The sequence below is a fragment of the Sphingopyxis sp. KK2 genome (assembly GCF_001990265.1).
Lineage (GTDB): Bacteria > Pseudomonadota > Alphaproteobacteria > Sphingomonadales > Sphingomonadaceae > Sphingopyxis.
On record NZ_LYVN01000195.1, the window covers coordinates 1 to 5,612 of the forward strand.

Genomic DNA, 5,612 nt, shown 5'->3' on the forward strand with positions numbered 1-5,612 from the left:
GGAATGCACGCGGCGAGCGGCGCCGACAGCAGCAGGATAGCGAATATGCGGCGACGGTCCCCCATGCGCCTTCTTTGCCAAAGCCTTGGCGGATTGGCTAGCGGTGACGTGGTGACGGGGAGGGCGAGCGAGAGATGCGGCTTTGGGGGTGGGAAGCGGACTTGCCAACTCACTGACGGGCTATCTTAGAACTTGAATTTGACGCCAACCATGATGCGATTTGCCGAGTAGCCGTTAGGCATCGCTCCAGCGTCGAGATGCACGTCCAGACTTATCCCCTCACCGACCTTAACTTCAGCGCGCGGCGGGACCTCAGAAACAGTGTAAGTGTCGGGAAGGCGCCTCGCTCGGTCCTTTTCCGGATCGGAAGCACAGACTACAATCTCGTCCGGGCGACCAACCGGGCATCGGGGCCTTACCGTCCGAAGGTCAATATTGTCATTCTCACGTCCAGTCTGCGAAAGATCGAACGCGGGAGTCTCTAGTATAGGTGATTCTGGAGGAAAATCAGCGAAGCCCATATCAGTAATCTGGGATAAAATTTTTCTCCTGTCTACATTCTTAAAATTTTTGATCAGCTATCGTCTTTTGGAACATTTCAGGATCGAAAGTATCCTCGACGCGACGGTCCATTCAATTCAAAATATCTCTAGAGAGTCATTTAAAAACGGTTCGATGTCCGCAATCGGTCGTTCGCGGTCACACGATGTAAATAGGGTGTGATCGACCGAAATGGGATGCGAAGAAGACATCAGGCTTGTGCGGACAAGCCGCCTTGCCACCGAAAGAAGAGCAGACCATGAGGGAGGCGAACCTCGAGAAGGTCGTGAAGCCCGCCAAGGGAAAGAAACAGGCGAGCGGGCCGCAGGTTTGGGAGCAGAGCGATGAGTCATGAGGGAAGCTGCCATTGCGGCGCAATCCGGATCACCGTCGATGACGATCCTGTTGACGCGTCCGAGTGCAATTGCTCGATTTGCCGGAGAACGGGTGCCCTTTGGACCTATTCATCTCCAACCAGGGTGAAGGTGTCCGGCGAGGGCATAGGCTATGTCCAGGGCGACAAATGTCTCACGCTGTTTCATTGCAACACCTGCGGAGTGATAACACACTGGACCCCGATTGACCCCGATTATGATCGAATGGGGATCAATTTGCGGCTTTTTGAACCCGGTCTCTGGACAGAATTGCCGCGTCTCCATGTCGACGGCGCCAGCTGGTAATCAGCACTTGGTATGCGGTTCATCGTGCCGGAGGGTGGGTTTGTAATCGATACAAAGGCCTATGGCCTGCTATCGGGCGTTAGCGGTTGCACGACGTAAATGGGGTGTGATCGACCGAAATGGGGTGGGGAGCGGATGTTGCCAAAATCGTCGCCCCCGCGAAGGCGGGGGCCGTTAGCGGCTTTGTACTCCGCCGTTCCGTAAACCGACAGCGGCCCCCGCCTTCGCGGGGGCGACGTCCATTTTCGATCGCTAGCTGCCATTCGTCATCGCGGGCGGCACCTCCGATACCGTCATCGCCTGCGCGGGGAAGGGCACCACAAGCTCGCGCGCGTCCTTCCACTCGGCGTTGAGCCAGCGTTCGTGCGCCTCGGCGGGCAGGATCAGCGGCATAGCGCCGCTGTGGTGGTGCGCGACCAGCCGGTTGGGGTCGGTCGTGAGCATCGCGAAGGTCGGGATCTCGTCGGCGAAGCGGATGATGCCCGCCATTGCGAAGATCGGCCGGTCCGCGACCGCAAACCAGTGCTGGCGCCGCGCGCCCTCCGGCCCCGACCAGAGGGCGAAGCTGGTCGCAGGGATCAGGCAGCGAAATTCGCTGTGGCGCAGCGTGCCGATCCAGAAGGGGCTGCCCAAGTTGCGCACGCTGGTGATCGGGTCGGTGCCGCGCGGCGGCGGGGGGACGCCCCAGAACATCGGGCCGACGCGGCGCATGCGGAATTTCGCGTCGCGGCTGACGATCGGCGCGGGGCGGCCGGGGGCGGCATAGCCGCCGGTCCACGGGTCCTTGCCCGCCTCGGCACCGAAACAGGCCGCGATGTCGGCGGCCGGGGCGTCGAGGCGGTAGAGGCGGGTCAGGCCGGTGCGGCCCCGTAAGCGCTGCGCAGCGCCGCCAGCGACGCATCATGCGTCAGGTCGAGCTGGAGCGGGGTGACCGCGATATAGCCGTCGTCGATCGCCTCGAGGTCGCTGTCATGGCCCGGCGAATGTTCGATGCCGTGGAGGCCGAACCAGTAATAGCGATAGCCGCGCGGGTCGGTGCCCTCGACGATCGAGCCGCGGCCATAGTCGTGGAAGCCCTGGCGCGTGACGCGGATGCCCTTGATCGCGTCGGCGGGGAGCGCGGGGAAATTGACGTTCATCACCGTGCGCGGCGCCATGTCCATCGAAAGCAGCGGGCGCAGCACCTTTGCGCCCCACGCCTCGGCGGCGCCGAAGGGGACGCTGTCGCCCATGCCTTCCTTGGCATAGACCTGGCTCAGCGCGATCGAGCGGACCCCGGCGAGCGCGCCCTCGATCGCCGCCGAGACGGTGCCCGAATAGGTGACGTCGTCGCCGAGATTGGCTCCGCGGTTGACGCCCGAGAGGACCAGGTCGGGCTTTTCGGGCATCAGCTTGCCGATCGCCATCATCACCGAGTCGGTCGGGGTTCCGGTGCACGACCAGCGGCGCTCGGCGTGCTGGCGGACGCGCACGGGGCGCGAGAGGGTGAGCGAGTGGCCGGCGCCCGACTGCTCCTCGGCGGGCGCGCAGACCCAGATGTCGTCGCTCAATTGGCGCGCGATCGCTTCGAGGACCGCGAAGCCGGGGGCGTGATAGCCGTCGTCGTTGGTGAGGAGGATGCGCATTATACGTCTAAACCTACTGATTTGAGTTGCTGTTTCGCCAAAGCCTTGGCGATCTCCAAAGTGAATTCGAAGCTCGTGTTGCCGATCTGCGCAGACTTCTCTTTGATCTTTTTCCAGACTTTAGGATCGCGGATCGAGTCCAGATAGTCATGACCTTTCCAAGAAAGGTCAAAAACGAGAACGTGATGAATCCGATCAGGATTGGTTTTGCTTCTCGTCGGTTCGCAATCGAGGAAACCAGCTCCTGCAAGCATAACGATGTGTTTGCGTCGGGAAGACGAGTCGGGGTGATCGGGAACTTCTAATTCCGTCATGTTAATGGGCTTGGGAGATGGCTTCGCCTCAATTGCGAGGAGAATGTCTCTTACCAAGTCCATGTCACGTTTCATTATATGAGCGGCTCCAGCCTTGTAATCCCGCCCATATAGGGCAGCAGCGCGTCGGGAATGATGACACTGCCGTCGGCCTGCTGGTAATTTTCGAGGATCGCGACCAGCGTCCGCCCGACCGCGAGGCCCGAGCCGTTGAGCGTGTGGACGAACTCATTCCCTTTCACGCCGTCGCGGCGGAAGCGGGTGTTCATGCGCCGCGCCTGGAAATCGCCGCAGTTCGAGCAGCTCGAAATCTCGCGATAGCTGTCCTGACCGGGCAGCCAGACCTCGAGGTCGTAGGTCTTGCGCGCGGCGAAGCCCATGTCGCCGGCGCAGAGCAGCATCTTGCGGTACGGCAGGCCGAGCCCTTCGAGGATGAGTTCGGCGGCGCGGGTCTTGCGTTCGAGTTCGGCGTCGCTGTCCTCCGGCCGGACGACCGAGACGAGTTCGACCTTCCAGAACTGGTGCTGCCGGATGTAGCCGCGCGTGTCGCGGCCCGCCGAGCCGGCTTCGGAGCGGAAGCAGGGGGTGAGCGCGGTCATGCGGACCGGGAGCTGCTCCTCGGGCAGGATTTCCTCGCGCACCGCGTTGGTCAGGCTCATCTCGGAGGTCGAGATGAGCCAGCGGCCGTCGGTGGTCTGGAAGAGATCCTCGCGGAATTTGGGAAGCTGGGTGGTGCCGAACGCCGCCTCGTCGCGGACCATCAGCGGGGTCGCGCATTCGGTATAGCCCTGATCGATCGTCTGGCGGTCGATCATATATTGGCCGAGCGCGCGTTCGAGCCGTGCCATCTGGCCTTTCAGGAAGGCGAAGCGTGCGCCCGACATCTTTGCCGCAGTCTCGAAATCGAGGCCGAGGGCGGGGGCGAAATCGGCATGTTCCTGCGGTTTGAAATCGAAGCTGCGGGGGGTGCCCCAGCGGGCGATTTCGACATTGCCCTCTTCATCCTCGCCCTCGGGGACGTCGGTGGCGGGCAGGTTGGGGAGCGCGGCGAGCTTGTCCTGCAGCGCGGCGAGCTGTTCGCGCTCGGCCTCTTCCTGCGCGGGGAGCGCGGTCTTGAGGCCCGCGACCTCGGCCTTCAGCGCCTCGGCGCCGTCCTTGTCGCCCTTCGCCATCGCCTGGCCGATCAGCTTCGACGCCTCGTTGCGCCGCGCGAGCGCGGCCTGCATCTCGGTCTGCAGCGCGCGCAGCGACGCGTCCATCGCCAGGATTTCGGCGGACAGGGGGGCAAGGCCGCGGCGGGCGAGGCCGGCGTCGAAGGCTTGCGGGTTTTCGCGGATCAGGCGGATATCGTGCATGGCCGCGCTATGGCGGCGGCGCCGCGTGCGCGCAAGTGCGAGCTTGGGTCAGCCGGGCCGTTCGAGCAGCGCCGCGAGCTGGCCGACCACGGTGCCCCAGCCGTCGTGGAAGCCGAGTTCCTCGTGCCTTGCCGCGTCCTCGGGGCTGCGGTGGAGGACGCGCGAGGTGTAGAGCGTGCCGCCGTCCTGGGCCTCGAAGGTCAGGATCGCGGTGAGCGCGAGCCAGGGTTCGACCGGCTGCCAGCCCGCGGTGAGCGCTGTGGTCCAGACGAGGCGCTGCTCGGGCACGGCGTCGAGGATGCAGGCGTCGACATGCGGCTGCCACTCGCCGTCGCCCTCGCGCATCAGCGTTTCGAGGCCGCCGCCGGGATGGAGGTCGAGCTGGACGACCCGGCAGGCGAGCGGGGCGGGGAGCCACCATTGAGCGAGCTTGGCGGGGTCGCGCCACGCGTCCCAGACCGCCGACGGCGGCGCGGCGATGTGGCGGGCGATGGTGAGTTCGTGGCGCATGGTCACTCCTGTGCGGCTGGCGATTCGACGAAGGCGGCGAGACGATCGGTGCGGCCCTGCCAGAGCGCGCGCTGCTCGGCGAGCCAGGCTTCGGCGGCGGCGAGCCGCGCGGCATCGACGCGGCAGGTGCGGACGCGGCCCTGCTTTTCGCTGCGGATGAGGCCCGCCGCTTCGAGCACCGCGAGATGCTTGAGGAAGGCGGGCAGCCCCATGGCGAAGGGCTGCGACAGCGTCGTCACCGGCGCGGCGCCCTGCAGCAGCCGGCCGATCACCGCGCGCCGCGTCGGGTCGGCGAGGGCGTGGAAGACCGAGTCGAGCTGGGGCTGTTGGTTCACCATATGGCGAACTATATAGTCACCTTGCCGATCGGCAAAGTTTTTTTGCGGCGCATGGAAAAAGGGCCGCTCCCGCAGGAACGGCCCTTTGAGTTGGTGGTCCGGGTGCCCCCCACCCCGACCGCCAGTGGATGCTTAGGCGGCGTCCTGGTCCTGCGCGTCGCTGTTCGCGGCGCGGCGGCGGGCGACGAGCGCGGCGGCGGCGGCGCCGAAGAGCAGGAGCATCGGCGGGGCCGGAACCGGGGTCGGGGTG

Annotated in this window: 7 protein-coding genes; all 7 read right to left on the reverse strand. The window is 64.8% G+C overall.

The features are described 5' to 3' along the window. Positions 1 to 1,472: 1,472 nt before the first annotated feature. Entirely contained in the window at positions 1,473 to 2,075 is a 603-nt protein-coding gene (locus B1A78_RS20015) for an SOS response-associated peptidase (protein ID WP_077148638.1), read from the reverse strand. Next, the gene (gene surE, locus B1A78_RS20020; RefSeq protein ID WP_077148639.1) at positions 2,072 to 2,845 is read right to left on the reverse strand and encodes a 5'/3'-nucleotidase SurE; all 774 of its coding nucleotides are present in this window, start codon (positions 2,843 to 2,845) and stop codon (positions 2,072 to 2,074) included. The genes B1A78_RS20015 and surE overlap by 4 nt, the downstream gene beginning before the upstream one ends. Beyond that, positions 2,845 to 3,234 (reverse strand): DUF2513 domain-containing protein, encoded by a 390-nt coding sequence (locus B1A78_RS20025; protein WP_077148640.1) that lies wholly within the window; start codon positions 3,232 to 3,234, stop codon positions 2,845 to 2,847. The genes surE and B1A78_RS20025 overlap by 1 nt, the downstream gene beginning before the upstream one ends. After that, complete coding sequence (gene serS / locus B1A78_RS20030; RefSeq protein ID WP_077148641.1) at positions 3,234 to 4,514, reverse strand: serine--tRNA ligase; 1,281 nt, start codon at positions 4,512 to 4,514, stop codon at positions 3,234 to 3,236. Before serS ends, B1A78_RS20025 begins: the two co-directional genes overlap by 1 nt. A gap of 48 nt (positions 4,515 to 4,562) precedes the next feature. Then, positions 4,563 to 5,024 (reverse strand): SRPBCC domain-containing protein, encoded by a 462-nt coding sequence (locus B1A78_RS20035; RefSeq protein ID WP_077148642.1) that lies wholly within the window; start codon positions 5,022 to 5,024, stop codon positions 4,563 to 4,565. Between the two features lie 2 nt (positions 5,025 to 5,026). Continuing rightward, the gene (locus tag B1A78_RS20040) at positions 5,027 to 5,362 is read right to left on the reverse strand and encodes a helix-turn-helix transcriptional regulator (protein WP_077148643.1); all 336 of its coding nucleotides are present in this window, start codon (positions 5,360 to 5,362) and stop codon (positions 5,027 to 5,029) included. Between the two features lie 132 nt (positions 5,363 to 5,494). Then, positions 5,495 to 5,612, reverse strand: a 118-nt coding sequence (locus B1A78_RS23380; protein WP_144037927.1) for a PEP-CTERM sorting domain-containing protein, incomplete at its 5' end; no start/stop codon positions are given.